19 protein-coding genes are annotated in these 19,395 nt (G+C 69.9%); all 19 read left to right on the top strand.

The window, feature by feature from the left end:
* The first annotated feature begins 35 nt into the window (after positions 1-35).
* The 19 genes from F3J18_RS00760 (at position 36) to ureG (ending at position 19,233) form a co-directional block, all read left to right on the top strand.
* Positions 36-293, top strand: coding sequence for a hypothetical protein (locus tag F3J18_RS00760; protein WP_025102058.1), 258 nt, complete (start codon positions 36-38; stop codon positions 291-293).
* Positions 294-512: 219 nt separating this feature from the next.
* Entirely contained in the window at positions 513-1,166 is a 654-nt protein-coding gene (locus F3J18_RS00755) for a protein-L-isoaspartate O-methyltransferase (protein ID WP_123036358.1), read from the top strand.
* 28 nt (positions 1,167-1,194) lie between these two features.
* The gene (locus tag F3J18_RS00750) at positions 1,195-1,518 is read left to right on the top strand and encodes a rhodanese-like domain-containing protein (RefSeq protein ID WP_025102060.1); all 324 of its coding nucleotides are present in this window, start codon (positions 1,195-1,197) and stop codon (positions 1,516-1,518) included.
* Between the two features lie 446 nt (positions 1,519-1,964).
* Positions 1,965-3,269: an urea ABC transporter substrate-binding protein gene (gene urtA / locus F3J18_RS00745; RefSeq protein WP_025102061.1), complete on the top strand. Its 1,305-nt coding sequence runs from the start codon at positions 1,965-1,967 to the stop codon at positions 3,267-3,269.
* A 75-nt stretch (positions 3,270-3,344) separates the two neighbouring features.
* Positions 3,345-4,958: an urea ABC transporter permease subunit UrtB gene (gene urtB / locus F3J18_RS00740; RefSeq protein ID WP_166910719.1), complete on the top strand. Its 1,614-nt coding sequence runs from the start codon at positions 3,345-3,347 to the stop codon at positions 4,956-4,958.
* 3 nt (positions 4,959-4,961) lie between these two features.
* A complete protein-coding gene (gene urtC / locus F3J18_RS00735) occupies positions 4,962-6,143 on the top strand; it encodes an urea ABC transporter permease subunit UrtC (protein WP_025102063.1) in 1,182 nt (393 codons plus the stop codon).
* A complete protein-coding gene (gene urtD / locus F3J18_RS00730; protein ID WP_025102064.1) occupies positions 6,140-7,006 on the top strand; it encodes an urea ABC transporter ATP-binding protein UrtD in 867 nt (288 codons plus the stop codon). The genes urtC and urtD overlap by 4 nt, the downstream gene beginning before the upstream one ends.
* A gap of 23 nt (positions 7,007-7,029) precedes the next feature.
* Entirely contained in the window at positions 7,030-7,722 is a 693-nt protein-coding gene (gene urtE / locus F3J18_RS00725; protein ID WP_166910717.1) for an urea ABC transporter ATP-binding subunit UrtE, read from the top strand.
* A gap of 574 nt (positions 7,723-8,296) precedes the next feature.
* Positions 8,297-10,807, top strand: coding sequence for a family 20 glycosylhydrolase (locus F3J18_RS00720; protein WP_166910715.1), 2,511 nt, complete (start codon positions 8,297-8,299; stop codon positions 10,805-10,807).
* 299 nt (positions 10,808-11,106) lie between these two features.
* A complete protein-coding gene (locus F3J18_RS00715) occupies positions 11,107-11,448 on the top strand; it encodes a PadR family transcriptional regulator (protein WP_025098772.1) in 342 nt (113 codons plus the stop codon).
* Positions 11,445-12,668 carry a DUF1700 domain-containing protein gene (locus F3J18_RS00710; RefSeq protein ID WP_166910713.1) on the top strand — a complete coding sequence of 408 codons (1,224 nt, stop codon included), beginning with the start codon at positions 11,445-11,447 and terminating at the stop codon, positions 12,666-12,668. The genes F3J18_RS00715 and F3J18_RS00710 overlap by 4 nt, the downstream gene beginning before the upstream one ends.
* A gap of 56 nt (positions 12,669-12,724) precedes the next feature.
* Complete coding sequence (locus F3J18_RS00705) at positions 12,725-13,495, top strand: BPSS1780 family membrane protein (protein ID WP_166910711.1); 771 nt, start codon at positions 12,725-12,727, stop codon at positions 13,493-13,495.
* Between the two features lie 181 nt (positions 13,496-13,676).
* Positions 13,677-14,573, top strand: coding sequence for an urease accessory protein UreD (locus tag F3J18_RS00700; RefSeq protein WP_036048009.1), 897 nt, complete (start codon positions 13,677-13,679; stop codon positions 14,571-14,573).
* 234 nt (positions 14,574-14,807) lie between these two features.
* On the top strand, positions 14,808-15,110 hold the full coding sequence (locus F3J18_RS00695; RefSeq protein WP_025098768.1) for an urease subunit gamma: 303 nt from the start codon (positions 14,808-14,810) through the stop codon (positions 15,108-15,110).
* Positions 15,111-15,118: 8 nt separating this feature from the next.
* Positions 15,119-15,424, top strand: a complete 306-nt coding sequence (locus tag F3J18_RS00690) for an urease subunit beta (protein WP_013696859.1) — start codon at positions 15,119-15,121, stop codon at positions 15,422-15,424.
* 76 nt (positions 15,425-15,500) lie between these two features.
* Positions 15,501-17,207, top strand: a complete 1,707-nt coding sequence (ureC, locus tag F3J18_RS00685) for an urease subunit alpha (RefSeq protein ID WP_166910710.1) — start codon at positions 15,501-15,503, stop codon at positions 17,205-17,207.
* 20 nt (positions 17,208-17,227) lie between these two features.
* Positions 17,228-17,911, top strand: coding sequence for an urease accessory protein UreE (gene ureE / locus F3J18_RS00680; RefSeq protein WP_166910708.1), 684 nt, complete (start codon positions 17,228-17,230; stop codon positions 17,909-17,911).
* Entirely contained in the window at positions 17,898-18,578 is a 681-nt protein-coding gene (locus F3J18_RS00675; protein WP_166910706.1) for an urease accessory UreF family protein, read from the top strand. The genes ureE and F3J18_RS00675 overlap by 14 nt, the downstream gene beginning before the upstream one ends.
* A 10-nt stretch (positions 18,579-18,588) precedes the next feature.
* Entirely contained in the window at positions 18,589-19,233 is a 645-nt protein-coding gene (ureG, locus tag F3J18_RS00670) for an urease accessory protein UreG (RefSeq protein WP_025098765.1), read from the top strand.
* Positions 19,234-19,395: the final 162 nt, after the last annotated feature.

Raw genomic sequence — 19,395 nt, 5'->3', positions numbered from 1 at the left:
CTACAGTGGCGGTTTCCCGCTTTTCGCCGTTCCCCATGCGCACGACCAAAGCGACCCACGCGGTCGAACGCCTGAAGACCCGCACCGGCAATCCGCGTTATGCCGCCGTCAGCGTGCCGGGCGACCTGTTCTACCTGACCGACCGCGCCAGCGGCAGCCTCGAGAAGCTCTGCGCGCCGCTGCCGCTCGACGAGTTCGTGGCCTTCGTCAACGGCCTCTCGCCGCCGGCGCCGCGCAAGGCCAGCAAGCTCGACGAGGCCTTCGAGGACAAGATCCGCAAGGCCAAGGGCTGAGACGGGCGCCGCCGGCGCCCTGCCGGTCCATGGCGCGGCGCGGTGCCGGCCCGCCGTGGCATGGCAGCCCCGCCCGCCTCGCTCCCCGGTCGTCCCGGGCGCCGCGCGGCCTTGCGCGAAGGCATCCCGCCGCCGCGTCCGGGCGCAGCGATGGCGAGGCGTTTGGTACAATCGGTCACTCAATTTCCCCGCTGACGGCCGCCCCGCGGCAAGACCACCATGAACATCGACAATGCGCGTTTCAACATGATCGAACAGCAGATCCGGCCGTGGGAAGTGCTGGACCCTGAGGTCCTGAGCCTGCTGTCGGTCGTCAAGCGCGAGCTGTACGTGCCGAGCGTCTACCGTGATCTGGCCTTCGCCGATCTGGAACTGCCGCTGCCGGGCGGCCAGAAGATGCTGGCCCCGCGCGTCGAGGCGCGCATGCTGCAGGAGCTGGCGGTCAAGAAGCACGAGAGCATCCTCGAGATCGGCGCCGGCTCGGGCTACATGGCCGCCCTGCTGGCCCATCGCGGCCAGCACGTGGTGACGGTCGACATCGACCCGGCCCTGGTGCAGTTCGCCACCGACAAGCTCCGCGACAACGGCGTGAGCAATGCCGAGGTGGTGCTGGCCGACGCCGCGCGCGGCCTGCCCGAGAAGGGCCCCTACGACGTGATCTGCGTCTCGGGCGGCCTGCCGGTGGTGCCGCAGGAGCTGCTGGAGCAGCTGAAGGTGGGCGGCCGGCTGGCCGCCTTCGTCGGCTCGCGCCCGGTCATGAAGGCGCAGATCATCACGCGCATCGACGACAAGCAGTTCCGCGTCGCCGACGTGTTCGAGACCTACGTCGACCACCTCGTCAACGCCATGGAGCCCTCGCGCTTCAAGTTCTGATCCACGCCACCCCGATATCCTCATGCCGATGCAGATCCTGACCGCCCCCGCCCTGGCCGCCTGGCTGGCCGATTCGTCCCGCCCCGCGCCGCTCGTGCTCGACGTGCGCGAACCGTGGGAGATCGCCACCGCGAGCATCGCGGGCAGCGTGTCGATCCCGATGCAGCAGATCCCCGCGCGCAGCGAGGAGCTCGACGACGAAGCCGAGATCGTCTGCGTCTGCCATCACGGCATGCGCAGCGCGCAGGTCGCGATGTTCCTCGAATCGCGCGGCTTCACGAAGCTCTACAACCTCCAGGGCGGCATCGACGCCTGGTCGCGCGACGTCGATCCGGCCGTCCCGCGCTACTGATCCGCCGGGCGGGCCCCGGCCCCTCGCGAGCCGAAGCAAGCCGTCCCGAGCGCCTCGCTCCCCAACGCCGCTGCCCTCCAGGCAGCGGCGTTCGTTTTTGTGCGCCGCCGATGCCCGCGCGCGGGGCGCCGCCCCGCCGCTCCCCCTTCCCGATACATCGCGGTGCGTGCGATGCGTCCCGAACGTGCGGGCGCCGCACGCATCGCGCACACGCATGATCGTCGGCTGTGCATCGCCCGCCGATGCACCACGATCGGCCGCGCCCTTGCACCGCCGCGGCTCATCGGCGTGCCGCGCGCCTGCACCGCGACGGCTCGCCCGGCGAACAAAAAGCCCTGCCGAGCCCCGTCGCCTGGGGATTCCGGGCCCGCTGGCACATGCCTTGCGTTATCGCTCCTCGAAGCGCCGGCTCGGCGCAATCACGCCAACACGTCAAGGGGAACTCGATGAAGCGTCGCAGTCTGTTGAAGATCGGATCGATGGCCGGTGCACTCACGCTGGCGGGGCGCCTGCCGCTCGCCCACGCCGAGGACAAGGGGCCGATCAAGGTTGGCGTGCTGCATTCGCTGTCCGGCACGATGGCGATCTCCGAGACCTCGCTGAAGGACACCGCGCTGATGACCATCGCGGAAATCAACAAGGCCGGCGGCGTGATGGGCCGCCAGCTGCAGCCGGTGGTGGTCGACCCGGCCTCGAACTGGCCGCTGTTCGCCGAGAAGGCGCGCGGCCTGCTGACCCAGGACAAGGTGGCGGTGGTGTTCGGCTGCTGGACCTCGGTGTCGCGCAAGTCGGTGCTGCCGGTGTTCGAGGAACTCAACGGCCTGCTGTTCTACCCGGTGCAGTACGAAGGCGAGGAGATGTCGCGCAACGTGTTCTACACGGGCGCGGCGCCGAACCAGCAGGCGATTCCCGCCACCGAATACCTGATGAGCGCCGAGGGCGGCGGCGCCAAGCGCTTCTTCCTGCTCGGCACCGACTACGTGTACCCGCGCACCACCAACAAGATCCTGCGCGCCTTCCTGAAATCGAAGGGCGTGCAGGACGCGGATATTCAGGAGGTCTACACGCCCTTCGGCCATAGCGACTACCAGACCATCGTCTCGAACATCCGCACCTTCTCGCAGGGCGGCAAGACCTGCGTGATCTCGACCATCAACGGCGATTCGAACGTGCCCTTCTACAAGGAGCTCGGCAACCAGGGCCTCAAGGCCACCGACGTGCCGGTGGTGGCCTTCTCGGTGGGCGAGGAGGAGCTGCGCGGCATCGACACCAAGCCGCTGGTCGGCAACCTGGCCGCCTGGAACTACTTCATGTCGCTGCGCAACCCGGAGAACGCCAAGTTCAAGGCGATGTTCGCGGACTGGGTCAAGAAGAACAACCTGCCCGGCGGCGCCAAGCGCGTGACCAACGACCCGATGGAGGCGACCTATGTCGGCATCCACATGTGGAAGCAGGCGGTCGAGAAGGCCAAGAGCACGGACGTCGACAAGGTGCGCACGGCGATGGTCGGCCAGAAGTTCAACGCGCCCTCGGGCTTCGTGCTGGAGATGGACGGCAACCACCACCTGCACAAGCCGGTGATGATCGGCGAGATCCGCGCCGACGGGCAGTTCAACGTGGTCTGGCGCACCAAGACCACGGTGCGCGCCCAGCCGTGGAGCCCCTACATTCCGGGCAACGCGGGCAAGCCCGACGTGGTCAGCTCGATCGGCGACTTCCTGCGCCGCCGCCGCGCCGCCGCGCTGGCGTAATTCGCCGTACCGGGGCATGAGGCTCGGATCGTGCCGCTCATGCCCCGCGATGTCCTCGCTCGACGGATCCCTCCCATGACACTGCGCCCCTTCCTGCGGATGCTGCTGGTTTGCGCGGCATTCGCGCTCGGCAGCCCCGCCGCCTTCGCCCTCGACGCCGCCGACACAGCCGCGCTGGCCGGCGACGACTTCGACGCGAAACTGGCGGCGATCGATCATCTGGCCGCGGCCGGCGACGCCGCCTCGGTCGGCCTGCTGCATGCGCTGGCCGACGGCACCGCGCTGGCCGCCGACGACGGCCGGCTGCTGCTGCAAGCCGACGACGGCAGCACCAAGGACGCCCTCTCGGGCGCCGCCGTGCAGCCCGGCGACGCGCAAGCCGTGACGCTCAACAACCTGCTGCGCAGCAAGGTCGCCAACGCGCTGTCGGGCCTCGACCTGGCTTCGCCCGATCTCGCCACGCGCACGGCCGCCGTCGATGCCCTGCTGAAGAATCCCGATGCCTCGCTCAAGCCGCTGATCGACAAGGCCCGCGCCAGGGAAAGCGATGCCACGCTCAAGCGCCGGCTCGACGCGCTGTGGGCGATCGCCGCGCTGCACGACGCCGATCCCGCCAGGCGGCTCGAGGCGGTCGACGTGGTGGCCGCGCGCCACGACCTCGACATGATCGAGCAGCTGCGCCCGCTGGTGGCCAAACAAGCCGACGGCAGCTACGCCGAGCCCGATGCGCGGGTGCGCGCCGCCGCCCAGCAAGGGCTCGACGCGCTGCACTCGCTGCAGGAGCGCGGCGAGATCGCCAGCACCCTGTTCGCCGGCCTCTCGCTCGGCAGCGTGCTGCTGTTGGCCGCGCTGGGCCTGGCCATCACCTACGGCCTGATCGGCGTGATCAACATGGCGCACGGCGAATTCCTGATGATCGGCGCCTACGCCACCTACGTGGTGCAGACGCTGTTCCAGCGCTACGCGCCGGGCGCCTTCGACTGGTACCCACTGGTGGCCGTGCCGGCCTCCTTCGCGGCGGCGGCGCTGGTGGGCATCGTGCTGGAGCGCACCGTGCTCAAGCATCTCTACGGCCGCCCGCTGGAAACGCTCCTGGCCACCTTCGGCGTGAGCCTGATCCTGATCCAGGCCACCCGCATGATCTTCGGCGCGCAGAACGTGCAGGTCTCGAACCCGTCCTGGATGAGCGGCGGCGTGACCCTGATGCAGAACCTGATCCTGCCGTACAACCGCATCGCGATCCTGGTGTTCTCGCTGCTGGTGGTGGCGATCGCCTGGGGCGTGCTGACCAGGACCCGGCTCGGCCTGTTCGTGCGCGCCGTCACGCAGAACCGCCGGATGGCGGCCTGCGTGGGCGTGAAGACCGCGCGCGTCGATTCCTATGCCTTCGCCTTCGGCGCCGGCATCGCGGGCCTGGGCGGCTGCGCGCTCTCGCAGATCGGCAACGTCGGCCCCGACCTCGGCCAGAACTACATCATCGACTCCTTCATGGCGGTGGTGCTGGGCGGCGTCGGCCAGATCGCCGGCACCGTGGTGGGCGGCTTCGGCCTGGGGCTGGTCAGCAAGGCGATCGAACCGTTCTGGGGCGCCGTGCTCGCCAAGATCGCGGTGCTGGTGATGATCGTGCTGTTCATCCAGAAACGCCCGCAGGGCATGTTCGCCCTGAAGGGCCGCAGCGCGGAGGCCTGAACCATGACCTCGATCACTTCCTCTTCCTCGCTGGCGCCGGCCACGGTGCCCACGCCCGTCGCGGGCGGCGCGCCCGGCTTCGCGCTGGGCCTGCCGCCGCGCGCGGCGCTGCTGTCGCGGCGCGCCTGGCTCGCGCTGATCGCGCTGTGCATCGCGATCGGCATCGGCGTGCCGCTGGCCGCGCTGGTGGTGCCCGAATCGAGCGCCTTCCACCTGTCCGCCTACGCGATGACGATCGCCGGCAAGTTCATGTGCTACGCGATCGGCGCGCTCGCGCTCGACCTGGTATGGGGCTACTGCGGGATCCTGAGCCTCGGCCACGGGCTGTTCTTCGCGCTCGGCGGTTATGCGATCGGCATGTACCTGATGCGCGAGATCGGCCACGACGGCGTCTACGGCAGCAGCCTGCCCGACTTCATGGTGTTCCTGAACTGGAAGTCGCTGCCCTGGTACTGGAGCGGCTCGGACCACCTCGCGGTGGCGCTCGCGCTGGTGGTGCTGGTGCCGGCCGTGGTCGCCTGGGTGTTCGGCTTCTTCACTTTCCGCTCGCGCGTGAAGGGCGTCTACCTGTCGATCATCACCCAGGCCATGACCTTCGCGGCGATGCTGCTGTTCTATCGCAACGAGACCGGCTTCGGCGGCAACAACGGCTTCACCGACTTCAAGCGCCTCGCCGGCTACGGCATCACCTCGCCCGGCATGCGCACGGTGCTGCTGCTCGCGAGCTTCGCCACCCTGGTGCTGGCCTTCCTCGCCGCGCGCGCGATCGTCACCTCGAAGCTCGGCCGGGTGGTCACCGCCGTGCGCGACGGCGAAACGCGCCTGATGTTCCTCGGCTACAGCCCGCTCGCCTACAAGCTGTTCATCTGGACCGTCTCGGCCGTGCTGTGCGGCATCGCCGGCGCCTTGTACGTGCCGCAGGTCGGCATCATCAACCCCAGCGAGATGTCGCCGGGCAACTCGATCGAGATGGCGATCTGGGTGGCGGTGGGCGGGCGCGGCACGCTGATCGGGCCGATCGTCGGCGCCTTCGCGGTGAACGGCGCGAAGAGCTTCTTCACCGCCTACTTCGCCGAATACTGGCTGTTCTTCCTCGGCCTGATCTTCGTGCTGGTGCCGCTGCTGATGCCGCGCGGCATCGTCGGCCTGGTCGATTCCCTGATCAAACGCGGAGCGCGTCGATGAACGAGAACGGCATGATGCCCGACCTGGCCCAGCCCGACGGCGGCGCCGAGGCGCTCACCCTCAGCGGCGTGGCCTCGATGGCGCGCGTGGTCGAGCCCGGCGCGATCGATACCTCGCACGGCACCATCCTCTACCTGGAGGACATCGAGGTCAGCTTCGACGGCTTTCGCGCGTTGAGGAAGCTGTCGCTGTCGATCGACGCGGGCGAGCTGCGCTGCGTGATCGGCCCGAACGGCGCCGGCAAGACCACCATGATGGACGTGATCACCGGCAAGACCCGGCCCGACGCGGGCAAGGTGTTCCTCGGCCAGACCCTCGACCTGTCGCGCATGAGCGAGCCCGAGATCGCGCGCACCGGCATCGGCCGCAAGTTCCAGAAGCCGACCGTGTTCGAGGCGCACCCGGTCTGGGAGAACCTCGAGCTGGCGATGAAGACCGACAAGGGCTGGCTGGCCTCGCTGCGCGCGCGGCTCGACCGCTCGGCGCAGCGCCGCATCGAGGACACGCTCGCGCTGATCAAGCTCGAGGACAGCGCCTACCGCCTGGCCGGCGAGCTCTCGCACGGCCAGAAGCAGCGGCTCGAGATCGGCATGCTGCTGATGCAGCAGCCGGCCCTGCTGCTGCTCGACGAACCCGCGGCCGGCATGACCGACCACGAGACCATGGAGCTGGCGCAGTTGCTGAACGCGCTGCGCGGCAGCTGCTCGATGATGGTGGTCGAGCACGACATGGAATTCGTCGCGGCGCTGGCCGGCGAAACCGGCTGCGTGACCGTGATGGCCGAAGGCGCGGTGCTCGCGCAAGGCACGCTCGATCAGGTCAAGCGCGACGAGGCCGTGATCGAGTCCTACCTCGGCCGTTGACGAATCTGAAGGACAACTAGCTTATGCTGAAGATCGATTCCCTCAACCAGTTCTACGGCGGCAGCCATATCCTGCGCAACGTCAACCTGAGCGCCGAGGAAGGCAAGCTGACCGTTCTGCTCGGCCGCAACGGCGTGGGCAAGACCACCCTGCTGCGCTGCATGATGGGCGTGGTGGCCGCGAAGAACGGGCAGATCGCCTGGCGCGGCAAGCCGCTCGACGCGCTGGCGCCGCATGCGCGCGTCGCCGCCGGGCTCGCCTACGTGCCGCAGGGCCGCGATATCTTCCCGCGCCTGACCGTGGAGGAGAACCTGCTGGTGGGCGCGGCCAGCCGCAAGGCACCCTCGAAGGTGCCGGATCGCATCTACGAATTGTTCCCGGTGCTGCGCGAGATGCGCACGCGGCGCGGCGGCGATCTCTCCGGCGGCCAGCAGCAGCAGCTCGCGATCGGCCGCGCGCTGATGAGCGAGCCGCAACTGCTGATCCTCGACGAACCGACCGAGGGCATCCAGCCTTCGATCATCCAGGACATCGGCCGCACGCTGCGGCAACTGGTCGACGAAACCGGGATGACCGTACTGCTGGTCGAGCAGTATTACGACTTCGCGAAGTCGATCGCCGATCACTACTGGGTGATGAGCCGCGGCGAGATCGTCGCCGGCGGCGCCGCCGACGAGATGGACGCCAAGGGCGTGCGCGAGCTGATCGCCGTCTGAGCCTTCCCCGCCTCCCCGTCTTCCCCCGCTCCCGGGGCGCCCCCCGCGCCCCGGATTTCCACGACAAGCCCGCCGATCGCGAGCGCCTCGCCGGCCGCGGCCCCGCCCGCTTCCCCCTTGCCCGTCCCCTCCCCGCCCCGATTCTTTCCCAGGCATTCGGGTTAATGCCAGTTCAATTCCAAATCAATACCACTTGAACACCAATTGGAGATTTCGTAATATTTCGCGCAAGGCTGACGACAGGCCGCGTCCCACTGAGAGGGGGAGACATGAAGAATTCCGCTTCGGCGCGCCGCGTTGCGCCCCAGGCTTGCCGGCATGCCGGCGGCCGACCCTGCCCCACGCCATTCCCGTAGTTCCGCTGCCGCCGGCACGCGCGCGAGCGCGCCCCGGCGTCCAGCCCGCCTCAGCACCTGCTGCATCCGCCGCACCCGTTTGACGATTGCCGCGCCACCGATCCGCGATGCCCATCGGGCATCGCGCGTGCCGTCGCGCGCCCGTTTCCTGGACACACCGGCCGCCACGATCCCGGGCTCCCGGGCCTTGATTCGCCGCATCCTCTTGGGGAAATCCGATGAACCGAACGCTGCTCCTGAAGGCCGCCCTGATCGCGGCCGCCGTGCTACCGGCCGCCGCCGGCGCGCAATCCGCCCAGACCTTCAACGCGCCGATGCCGGGCGCACCTGCCACGCCCGGCGCGCAGGCCCGGCCTCCCGGCGGCATCCTCAGCCCGTTCCTGCTGTCGGCCCAGCTCGGCCGCGACCTGATGCTGCATTACGCGATCGACAACAACAACGCGAACGCGGCCGGCGTGCCCTGTGCCGATCTCGGCGCCGATTCGGCGAGCTGCGCCACCGGCCGGCTGATCCTCGAGAACCGCGGCCAGGCGCGCATCAGCGGCGACGGCTGGAAGCTCTACCTGCACAGCATCCGGCGCCTGCTGCGCATCGACCATCCCGGCTTCACGCTGCGCCACCTGACGGGCGACCTCTACGAGCTGACGCCCAAGCCCGGCGCGGTCACGCTCGCGCCCGGCGCACGCCTGACCGTGCCCTTCGTGGCCGAATACTGGTTCCTGCGCTACAGCGATCTGCTGCCGCGCCCCTACGTGATCGTCTCGGGCGCGCTGCCGACCGTGCTGCGCCATAACGACACCGACGACGAGACGCGCTACGTCGATTCGCTGCCGGCCGACGCGCAGAGCAGCTCGACTGGCAACGCGCCGCCCGCCGCGGTCCAGCCGGTGGCGTCGCGCGCCCTGCCGAGCGTGAAGCGCGAGCGCCTCGGCAACGACACGGTGGAGCTGCGCGGCGTGCAGCTGGCACTCACCGGCCTCGCGGCCAACCACGTGGCGGCGCTGCGCGAGCGCGCCGGCGAGCTGGGCCTGGGCGGCTCGGGCCTGCCGGTGCGCGGCAGCATCGTGCCGCAACAACTGCCCGCCGACATCGCGATCCCCGGCGGCTACCGGCTCTCGATCACGCGCCAGGGCGCAAACATCGAGGCCTACGACCAGACCGGCCTCTACTACGGCGTGCAGACGCTGTTCTCGCTGACGCCGGCCGGCGGCGGCCGGATCCCGGCCATGCAGGTGGAGGACGCGCCGCGCTTCCCGCATCGCGGCATGCACGCCGACCTGGCGCGCAACTTCAAGCACGCCGACACGCTGCGCAAGCTGATCGACCAGATGAGCGCCTACAAGCTCAACCGCCTGCACCTGCACCTGTCCGACGACGAGGGCTGGCGCATCGAGATCCCCGGCCTGCCCGAGCTGACGGCGGTGGGCTCGCGCCGCTGCCACGATCCGAGCGAGACGCTGTGCCTGCTGCCGCAGCTCGGCTCGGGGCCGGACAACCGCTCGGGCGGCGGCTACCTGCGTCGCGACGAATACGTCTCGCTGCTGCGCTACGCGGCCGAGCGCTTCGTCGACGTGATCCCCGAGATCGACATGCCGGCCCACGCGCGCGCCGCGGTGCAGTCGATGGAGGTGCGCTACCGGCTGTTCCACGCGCTCGGCCGCGAGCGCGAGGCCAGCGAGTACCGGCTGGTCGATCCGCAGGACACCTCGAACACGCTGTCGGTGCAGTTCTACGATCGCCGCAGCTATCTCAACCCCTGCGCGCCCGGCTCGCTGAAGTTCGCCACCAAGGTGATCCGCGAGATCGCCGCGATGTACGCCGATGCTCAGGCGCCGCTGCCGATCTGGCACTTCGGCGGCGACGAGGCCAAGAACATCCTGCTCGGCGCCGGCTTCCAGCCGCTCAACGGCACCGACCCGAACAAGGGCCGCGTCGACCAGGCCGCGCAGGACCTGCCCTGGGCCCGCTCGCCGATGTGCACCGCCCTGCTGCAGCGCGGCGAGATCAAGTCGACCGAGGAGCTGCCGACGCGCTTCGCGCAGCAGGTCAGCGCGCAGGTCGCGGCCAACGGCATCGGCACCATGGCGGCCTGGCAGGACGGCCTCAAGCATGCCAACGGCCCGCAGGACTTCAGCACCCGCAACACCATGGTGACGCTGTGGGACACGCTGTTCTGGGGCGCCGCCGACAGCGCGCGGGACTGGAGCGCGAAGGGCTATCGCACCGTGCTGGCCCTGCCCGACTACCTCTACTTCGACTTCCCCTACACCACCAACCCGCGTGAGCGCGGCTACTACTGGGGCTCGCACGCGACCGACGAGTACAAGGTGTTCTCGTTCGCGCCGGAGAACCTGCCGCAGAACGCCGAGGTGATCGGCGACCGCGACGGCAATCCGTTCGAGGTGACCGGTACCGGCGCCGCGCCGCGCCTGGAAGGCATGCAGGGCCAGGCCTGGGGCGAGGTGATGCGCAACGACAGCGAGTTCGAGTACATGGTGTACCCGCGCCTGCTGGCACTGGCCGAGCGCGCCTGGCATCGCGCCGACTGGGAGCGCCCGTACGCGGCCGGCGTGCGCTACAAGCTCGGCGACACGCACCTGGTCGACAAGGACGCGCTGAACCAGGACTGGGCCGGCTTCGCCACCGTGCTCAAGCAGCGCGAGCTGCCGAAGCTGGGCCGCGCCGGGATCGGCTACCGCTCGCCGACCTTCAGCCTGTCCGGCAGCTGATCGGCTCCGATCGGCACGGCGCCGGCCGGCTCCCCGCCGGCGCCATGCAGGCCACCCCGATGGCGGGCGGCGCTCGATGCCCGCCATCGCGCCCCCGTATTCTTCCCTCGCCCGCCCGGCAAGGCCGTCGCGCTTGCCGGGCGCGGTTTTTCCCGCCTCCGCTGTCGTGCATGAAACAGTACCTTGCATAAAACAATACCGGCTGCTACATTGCAGCCCATGGCTCGACGGAACAAGTCCCGCCAACAATCGTGCATTGCAAGGTACCCTGCAATGCACACCAAAGCAGACGGATTCGCATGAAGACCCAGTTGAAAAAGGGAACGCTCGACATGTGCGTGCTGGCCGTGCTGGCACGCGGGGACAGCTACGCCTACGAACTCGTCTCGACGCTGTCGGAAACCATGGAAATCAGCGAGGGCACCATCTACCCGCTGATGCGGCGCCTGCAGGCCGAGGCCTGGGTGTCGACCTACTTCGTCGAGTCGAGCTCGGGGCCGCCGCGCAAGTACTACTCGCTGACGGCCGCGGGGCGCAGCAGCCTGGCGGGCATGGAACAGGAATGGCGCAGTTTCGTCAATGAAGTCAACGGCGTGCTCGGCTTGCCCGGCGTGCCAACCGCGACAGGGGAGCAGCAATGACGCAGGACGCATTCATCGAGCAATTGCGGCATGAACTGCGGAGTTTGCCGAAGCACGTGGTCGACGAGATCGTCGCCGACTACCGCGAGTACATCGGCGACGCGCTGGCCGCCGGCCGAAGCGAGGCCGAGGTGGTGGCCGCGCTGGGCGAGCCAGCCAAGCTCGCCCGCGAACTGCGCGCGCAGGCCAACTTCCGCCAGTGGGAGACGCGCCGCTCGTTCGGCAACCTGATGCGCGTGTTCGCCTCGATCGCCGGGCTGGGCCTGCTGCAATTGCTGCTGCTGGTGCCCTTCATGTTCTACCTGCTGCTGCTCACCGCCGCCTATGCGCTGTCGGCGGGGCTGTTCGCCGCGGGCCTGGCGATCGTGCTGATGCTCGGCAGCCATCACCTGTTCGGCTGGCCCTCGGCCGACTTCATTCCGTTCAGCATCGAGGCCGGCTCCGACGACGGCCGCGCCGGCGCGAAGGCGGCCGCCCGTCGCGACGCGGACGAAGACGACGACGATGACGACGAGAAGTCCGCCGCCGCGAGCGCGCCACAGGCTCCGCCCGCCCCCGAGGCACCGAAGGCGAGCCAGGCCGGCACCGCCGCGGCGAGCACCGAAGCGCTGCTGGCGCACCTGAACGTGCCCGACCTGCGGGTGGACGGCGAGCGCTTCGTGCTGCGCCCGCAAGCCGGCACGCATGTATCGATCGTCACCACGGCGGGGCCCCTCGAGCTGAACAATCGCGACGGCAAGCTGCACGCCGAGGCGGTCGGCGGCTCGCGCGCGCTGTTCACCGTCGAGGGCGAAAGCTGGTCGATCCGGCGCATCGACGTGGTGGCGCTCGAGCTGCGCGACAAGCAGGGCGACAAGGTCTCGGCCGCGCGCGTGGGCGGCAAGCCCGAGTCGATGGCCTGGGACATCAGGGACCGCGACGGCAGCATGTCCTTCGTCGCGGGCGACACCCCGCACCTGAGCCTCAAGAGCGGCGATGACTCGATCGAGATCGACCGCAACCACGTCGCGCTCGGCAGCGGACGCGACCGGCTGGTGATCGTCGGCTCGCACGGCGAGCGCATCGGCACCCTGCTCTACGGCTTCGCGATGCTGGTCAGCGGCCTGCTCGGCCTCTGGCTCTGCCTGCTGCTGACCCGCGCCACCTGGCGCGGCCTGGTGCGCTACGTGCGCCGCCAGGCCGAACGCATCACCGAACGACTCGACACCGGCGCGGCCTGACGCGGCGCGCCATCCCCCTGACTCATGCAGTGTTTTTTCATCGAGAGGAAACGGTCATGAACCGGCACATCGCTTCCAGCGCGGCAGCCGTCGCGCGCCCCTACGATCCGCGTCGCCGCGGCACGCCGCGCGGCGTATCGATTCGCCAATTGCCCGGCTGGCTCGCGCATGGGCTGTCGATCGCGCGCCAGCGGCCCGTCTGGTGGCTGTTCGCGCTGCTCGCCTGCGCCGACGCGGCCACCCTGTTCGAACTGGCGCCGCGCCTCGCGCTGCTCGCGCCGATGGCCGCGCCGCTGGCGGCCGCCGTGCTGGTGCTGATGCAGGAACGCGCCACCCATGCGCGAGCCTGGTCGTTCGGCGAGGCCTGGCTCGCAGTGGCCGAGCATCGCAACACGCTGCTGGCGATCGGCTGCGCGACGGCCGCGATCGCCGGTGCCGGCTACGCGGCCGCGCATGGCCTGCGCCAGTCGCATCTGATGCCGGCCGACCCGCTCGAGGCCGAGGCGCTGTCACTGCTGGTGGCGCTGCCCTGCTACGCGCTGGCGCTCGCCCTGTTCTGGTTCGCGCCGGCCCTGGTGGTGCTGCGCCGCGCATCGGCCGGCGAGGCGATGCTGGCGAGCGCGCGCGCCGTGCTGCGCAACCTGCCGGTCGCGCTGGTCCATGCCCTCGCGCTGGGCGCCGACGCGCTGGCCGCGCCGTGGCTGCCGGTGGCCCTGCGCGCCCTGGTGGTCACGCCGCTGCTGGCCGCGCTGGTCGTGCTGGGCATGTACGCGAGCTACCGCGCGCTGCTCGGCGATCGCTGGACCGCCTCGCCGGCACGCGGCTGAGCCGGGGCCGCAATATTGATCCGCGCGCGCCGGCATGGCCGCCTGAGGTAGCATGTCGGCGCGCGGCAGGAGCCGCGCCGGAACGCAGTCGAAGCGCAGCAGCCAGGCGGCCGGTTCCGGATTGTCCGGATCGCGCGGCTCGCTCGCCCGGTCCCTTGCCCGATGCCTTTCCGTTCGTTCGATGTCCGCTCACGATCCGCACGCCCCCGCCTCACCCGATAGCGCCACCACCGGTGCCGCCGCGAAGAAATCCTGGCGCGCCACGCTCGAGCTCGGCTTCGAGCGGCAATCCGCGCAGCGCACGGCGCTGGTACACCGCCGCCACGACGGGCCGCTGCGGATCCAGCGCCCGCTCTATCCCGAAGGCGACGCGATCTGCCACGCGGTGATCGTGCATCCGCCCGGCGGCGTGGCCGGCGGCGACCGGCTCGACATCGCGGTGCGCGTCGGCGCCGGCTCGCATGCGGTGATCACCACGCCGGGCGCCACCAAGTGGTACAAGTCCAACGGCCTGGACGCGCGGCAGCGCATCGCCATCGAGGTGGGCGACGACGCGCGCCTGGACTGGCTGCCGCAGAACAACCTGTTCTTCGACGCGGCCCAGGCATCGCTGGAGTTTTCGCTGACGCTCGGCGAACGCGCCAGCGTGATCGGCTGGGACGTCTCGCAACTGGGCAGGCAGGCCGCCGGCGAAACCTGGTCGGTCGGGCGCATCGCCTCGTATGCGCGCATCGTCGGCGCCGACGGACAGCCGCTCTGGGTCGAGCGCGCGCACCTGGGCGCGACCGAGCCGCTGCGCGAGACACCGCAAGGGCTGGCCGGCTTCCCCGTGTACGGCACGCTGTGGGCGATCGGCGACGCTTGCACCGACGCGCTGGCGGAATCGCTGGCGCCGACGCTGCCCTTCACCGACACGCTGCGCGCCGGCGCCACCTGCGTCGCGCCGCGCGTGATGCTGGTGCGCGCGCTGGCCGGCTCGGTCGAGGCGCTGCAGCAGTTGTTCGTCGAGCAGTGGACGCGGCTGCGCCCGGTGGTGCACGGCGTCGAGGCGAAACCGCTGCGGCTCTGGCAGACCTGAGGCTCTCCTCCCCCTTCCCCCTCTTCCTCGCACCATCTCGATGCACCGCGCCGGCCCCGCGCACCGGCGCGGTGAGCGCGCGCACGCAAACGGGCCGCGCAGCGCACTACCGCATGGCACACGGCTTGCATTCAGAGAGAACCTCATGCGGGCCACCGGTCGCGATGCTAGGATCGCTTGCCATGTCTGCAACACACGCTCGAATCATTACGTCTAGCTAAACATTAGGCTTTCATGAAGCTGACCCCACGAGAGAAGGACAAGCTGTTGATCTTCACCGCCGCGCTGCTGGCCGAGCGCCGCCGCGCCCGCGGACTGAAGCTCAACTACCCGGAGACGGTCGCGTTCATCACCGCGGCGCTGATGGAAGCCGCCCGCGACGGCAAGACCGTGGCCGAGGTGATGCACTACGGCACCACCCTGCTCACGCGCGAGGACGTGATGGACGGCGTGCCCGAGATGATTCCCGACATCCAGGTCGAGGCGACGTTTCCCGACGGCACCAAGCTGGTCACCGTCCATCACCCGATTCCCTGAGGCCCACCATGATCCCCGGCGAAATCCTCACCGACGACGGCGAGCATGAGCTCAACGTCGGCCGCGCCACGCTCACGCTGGCGGTCGCCAATACCGGCGACCGGCCGGTGCAGGTCGGCTCGCACTACCACTTCCACGAAGTCAACGACGCACTGTCCTTCGATCGCGCCGCCGCGCGCGGCTATCGGCTCAATATCGCCGCCGGCACCGCCGTGCGCTTCGAGCCCGGCCAGACGCGCACCGTCGAGCTGGTCGAGCTGGCGGGGGATCGCATCGTCTACGGCTTCCAGGGCAAGGTGATGGGCAAGCTCTGAGCCCGCCAGGCCGGCCCCCGCGCCCTCCCATCGTTCGCAGCCCGGCCCCCGCCGGGCGCCCCAAGGATTCGACACCATGACACTACGCTTGAGCCGCCGCGCGTACGCGGAAATGTTCGGCCCGACCACCGGCGACCGCATCCGCCTCGCCGACACCGAACTGCTGATCGAGGTCGAGCGCGACTGCACGATCTACGGCGAGGAAGTGAAGTTCGGCGGCGGCAAGGTGATCCGCGACGGCATGGGCCAGTCGCAGCGCGTCGCGGCGGAAGTGGCCGACACGGTGGTGACCAATGCGGTGATCCTCGATCACTGGGGCATCGTCAAGGCCGACATCGCCATCAAGGACGGCCGCATCCAGTCGATCGGCAAGGCCGGCAACCCCGACATCCAGCCCGGCGTGACCATCGCGATCGGCGCGGGCACCGAGGTGATCGCCGGCGAGGGCATGATCGTCACGGCCGGCGGCATCGACACCCACATCCACTTCATCAGCCCGCAGCAGATCGACGAGGCGCTGGCCTCGGGCGTGACCACCATGATCGGCGGCGGCACCGGGCCCGCGGCCGGCACCAATGCCACCACCTGCACGCCGGGGCCCTGGCACCTCGAGCGCATGCTGCAGGCCGCCGACGGCTGGCCGATCAACATCGGCTTCCTCGGCAAGGGCAACGTGAGCCTGCCGCAGCCGGCCGAGGAACAGATCGCGGCCGGCGCGATCGGCCTCAAGCTGCACGAGGACTGGGGCTCCACGCCGGCGGCCATCGACAACTGCCTGACGGTTGCGGACGCAACCGATACGCAGGTGGCGATCCACACCGACACGCTCAACGAGGGCGGTTTCGTCGAATCGACGGTGGCCGCCTTCAAGGGCCGCACGATCCACACCTATCACACCGAGGGTGCCGGCGGCGGCCATGCGCCCGACATCCTGAAGGTCTGCTCGGAGCTGAACGTGCTGCCCTCGTCGACCAACCCGACGCGGCCCTACACGATCAACACGCTCGACGAGCACCTCGACATGCTGATGGTCTGCCATCACCTCGATCCGTCGATCGCCGAGGACCTGGCCTTCGCCGAATCGCGGATCCGCCGCGAGACCATCGCCGCCGAGGACATCCTGCACGACCTCGGCGCGCTGTCGATGATGTCCTCGGATTCGCAGGCGATGGGCCGGGTGGGCGAGGTGATCATCCGCGCCTGGCAGACCGCGCACAAGATGAAGGTGCAGCGCGGCCGGCTGCCCGAGGACGGCGCGCGCAACGACAATTTCCGCGCCAAGCGCTACGTCGCGAAGTACACCATCAACCCGGCGCTCACGCACGGCATCGCCCACGAGGTCGGCTCGGTCGAGCCGGGCAAGTGGGCCGACCTGGTGCTGTGGGAGCCGGCCTTCTTCGGCGTGAAGCCGGCCATGATCCTCAAGGGCGGCATGATCGCGGTGGCCCAGATGGGCGACCCGAACGCCTCGATCCCGACCCCGCAGCCGGTGCATTTCCGCGAGATGTTCGCCACCCGCGGCGGCGCGCTCGGGCGCACCTCGCTCACCTTCGTCTCGCAACTGGCGGCCGATCGCGGCGTGGCCGCGCGCTACGGGCTGGCCAAGCAGGTGGTGGCGGTGCGCGGCTGCCGCACGGTGACCAAGGCCGACATGATCCACAACGCCTGGCGGCCGAGCATCACGGTCGACCCCGAAACCTACGACGTGGTGGCCAACGGCCAGTTGCTGACCTGCGAGCCCGCCACGGTGCTGCCGATGGCGCAGCGCTACTTCCTGTTCTGACCGGATTCCGATTACGTTTCATGCGCACTCTCGACAAACGCATTGCCCCGAACGTGAAGCTGGCCGCCTCGCTGGTGGCCCGCGCGCCGACCCTCACGCTGGCCTATGACGCGCGCTGCCGCAGCCGCTTCGCGGCCACGCTCGACAGCGGCGAGGAGCTGGCCGTGGTGCTGCCGCGCGGCACCGTGCTGGCCGACGGCGACGTGCTGGTGGCCGACGACGGCGCGCTGGTGCGCGTGGTGGCCGCCGCCGAGGCGGTGATGCGGGTACGCGCGCCCGATGCGCTGACCTTCACGCGCGCGGCCTACCATCTCGGCAATCGTCACACGCCGGTCGAGATCGGCCTGGACACGCTCAAGCTCGAATACGATCCGGTGCTGGCCGACATGCTGACGCGGCTCGGCGCGCGCGTCGAACGCGTCGAGGCGCCGTTCCAGCCCGAGGCGGGCGCGTATGGCGGCGGTCATCGGCACGGCCACGACGCGAGCTTCGCGGAAGACTACGCGCTCGCGCAGCAGGTGTATGGCGAGCATCACGGACATGCGCACGGGCACGGCCACGATCACGACGATCATGCGCACGGGCACGATCATGCGCATGCGCACGGCGCGCACGCGCATCCGCACGAACATCGGCACGATCACGATCACGAGCACCGGCACGGCGACGACTGCAAGCATTGCCACGACCATGGACACGACTGAACTCGTCGCGCTGCTGCACCTGGCCTCGCCGGCCCTGCCGATCGGCGCCTTCAGCTATTCGCAGGGTTTCGAGGCCGCGCTCGACGCCGAGCTGATCCGCGACGCCGACAGCGCGCGCGACTGGATCGCCAGCGGCCTGGCCGACGTGCTCGCGCTCGGCGAGCTGCCGCTGGTCGCGCACCAGCTCGAACGCTGGCGCCGGCACGACACCGAGGCGCTGCTCGACGCCAATGCGGAATTCATCGCCAGCCGCGAATCGGCCGAACTGCGCCGCGAGACCGAGCAGATGGGCTGGTCGCTCGCCCAGCTGTGCGGCTCGCTCGAATGGGGCGACGCCGCGCAGCGCACCACGCTGGCCGCGATGCGCCCCATCGCGCTGCCCACCGCCTATGCCTTCGCGGCCGCCGCGCACGATGCGGCGGCCGACGCGACGCTGACCGCCTATGCCTTCGGCTGGGTCGAGAACCAGGCCGCCGCCGCGCTCAAGGCGGTGCCGCTCGGCCAGCTCGCCGGCCAGAAGATCCTGGTCTCGCTGCGCGGCACCATCGCGGCCGCGGTGCGCCGCGCGCTGGCCACGCCGCCCGAGGCGATCAACACCTTCGCGCCGCTGCTCGGCATCCTGTCGGCGCGGCACGAAACCCAGTACTCCCGACTGTTCCGCTCCTGAACGCACGACCATGAACACGCCCTCCGCTTCCTCCCGCCGTACCAAGAAACTGCCGCCGCTGCGCGTGGGCATCGGCGGCCCCGTCGGCTCCGGCAAGACCACCCTGCTCGAGATGCTCTGCAAGGCGATGCGCGAGCGCTACGACCTGGTGGCGATCACCAACGACATCTACACCAAGGAAGACCAGCGCCTGCTGACCGTGGCGGGCGCCCTGCCCGAGGAACGCATCATGGGCGTCGAGACCGGCGGCTGCCCGCACACGGCGATCCGCGAGGACGCCTCGATCAACCTCGAGGCCGTCGATCGCATGCTGGGCCGCTTCCCCGATGCCGACATCGTGTTCATCGAGTCGGGCGGCGACAATCTCGCGGCCACCTTCAGCCCCGAGCTGTCGGACCTGACGATCTACGTGATCGACGTGGCCGGCGGCGAGAAGATCCCGCGCAAGGGCGGCCCCGGCATCACCAAGTCGGACCTGCTGGTGATCAACAAGACCGACCTCGCGCCGCTGGTGGGCGCGAACCTGGAGATCATGGCCTCCGACACGCGCAAGATGCGCGGCGAGCGCCCCTACGTGATGACCAACCTGAAGGCGCTGGAAGGCGTGGCCGAGGTGATCGCCTTCATCGAGAAGAAGGGTTTGCTGAACGCGTAAACGTGCGAACGGCCGGCAATGCCGGCCGTCTTCGCTCGGGGCGATGCGCCCTCCGATGGCGCGCGCTCAGGCCGTCCAGGCCTCGTCGCGCGCGGCGGCGCCAGGCGGCGGCAACAGCGCCGTCAGCACGTCGACGGTGCGCGCCGTCGCGCCGCGATGGCG

It is taken from the genome of Burkholderia sp. Ax-1720, from assembly GCF_011753035.1.
Taxonomy (GTDB): domain Bacteria; phylum Pseudomonadota; class Gammaproteobacteria; order Burkholderiales; family Burkholderiaceae; genus Burkholderia; species Burkholderia gladioli.
Note: the sequence above shows the minus strand (reverse complement) of the source record. Positions and strands in the feature narration are given on the sequence as shown.